At 59.3% G+C, this 1,687-nt stretch carries 1 protein-coding gene; it reads right to left on the bottom strand.

From position 1 onward, the window contains the following. Positions 1-461 precede the first annotated feature (461 nt). Positions 462-980: a hypothetical protein gene (locus tag ACHIRB_RS20055; RefSeq protein WP_395126753.1), complete on the bottom strand. Its 519-nt coding sequence runs from the start codon at positions 978-980 to the stop codon at positions 462-464. Positions 981-1,687: the final 707 nt, after the last annotated feature.

The raw sequence follows: 1,687 nt of genomic DNA, 5'->3' as shown, positions 1-1,687 counted from the left end.
CCCAGCTCATAGCACCTTTCTTCATGTACGACACCAACTCCGAAGGAATTACCGTGAAAGCGGCAGGCTAGGGCTGTAGTTCCCTGGCCGCAGCATTGACTGCAAGGACCGATCTATCGATTGCAAGCTCGAAGCACGCCACCGGAGACCGGTCCGCCTACTCCAACGCAAGGGGGCGTATAGCCAGCGAGCGAGCAGATAGTGGCTTCTGACCTTCAATCGTCGCTACTCCGACAAGTGCCGGAACGACCGGTCGCCCTGCGGCAACACCCTCCATCTTCACCTGCGCGATAGCGTCACGCGATACCACGTCAATACCGCCGTCACTACCTGGCGGCGTTGCCACTCCGTCGGCAAGCAAGGCAGCGAAATTATTCTGCTGCGTAAAACTCGGCATCGGAGAAGGTCTTGATCAGGCGACGTTTGCTTGCGCACGCCCGCGTCGCACGCGCACCGTTCCGCTATACGTACTTGATTTTGCCTTCAAGAATCTCGACTTCGCCGGGATAGAGCCTGTTCGGCATGGGGCGCGATTTCTCCGACACCTCTACGAAGTGGTCGTACTCGCGAAACATTTTCGGTCGCATGGTCCCCGAGAACGTGATCATCACCGAACCGCCTGTCTCCCCTCGAACGCCGTTGAAGGTCTCGTGTATGTCACGAGTGTCGTTGCCCACCAGAACGCTTCCGTCGTGCAGGAAGGTAAAGAATGATCCGTTGCTCATCGCGACGGTTCCCGCAGCGCTCTCGCCATGGCTTGAATCTGTGCATATGACCGTTGCCCTTTCGGTGCCTCCCGGCGCGCTCAGCCGCCGTGCGGGGCGCAAGCGGACCTGTTGGCCGAGCGCGTTGTGTCTGTCCGGAGGATCAATTTCCCAGGCGTGCGCGACCGACCAAACCTTTAACCGGCCGTCATCGAAAACCGAGACACGTACGTCATTCCCATTGCTGAACAACTCACGTGCCTCGGTGCGCGCCATCGTGGTCCCAATCGTCAGCGGGTGCGGTTCCCGACCTGTCCCGATACTTTTCTACGGCACGGCTGAGGACGCCACCAAGTGACCTCCGTCCTAGCCGGGGTCATGCCGAGCCTGAGTCGACATTCGGTGTGACTAGTCACCCGGCGTACTCGTCGGTCACTCGATCGGCAAAGTTTGTCGGCGATCGAGTGCAGTGCCTCCGCGATACGAGAAGCTGGTCGGTGGTGGATGGCCCTAGGCGTTTGGGACATTTGTGTTTAACAGAATGCCCCAGTTCTGGTACGGCGGAGGGACAGTGAAGCGCGAGCGATCACTCGTCACGAGTCGTCCCAGGGTTGACTCTTTTGCTACGGCGGGCTCGATGCGCTTCTCGGATTTGTTGGGGTTCTCTGAGTGTGACTCTATGTGTACCGCAACTGACCCAGAACTGTTCCAGCGCAATAGAAAGCGCCCCGATCGGATAGACCGGTTGCGCCAGGCCGCCTCGACAGCGATCCTAGGGTTTGCACCTTGAACCTAGTCCGTCCGAAACGAGGTCGTTCAGTATGGAGGAGCGCGTGTGTCCGATATGCGGGCGAACGGTGCGAATGCGCGTCCGAACAGGGCGTCTTCTCGGACACAGTCGCGGAACCGGCGATTGCCCTTGTCGTCTGCCATGAGCATGGGACCACTGTGAGCTGATTTCTGCCAGGTGCATGGGACCACCT

It is taken from the genome of Antrihabitans spumae, from assembly GCF_043944905.1.
GTDB classification, from domain to species: Bacteria; Actinomycetota; Actinomycetes; order Mycobacteriales; family Mycobacteriaceae; genus Antrihabitans; species Antrihabitans spumae.
The sequence above is the reverse complement of the archived record's forward strand: the minus strand, read 5'-3'. Positions and strand labels throughout refer to the sequence as shown.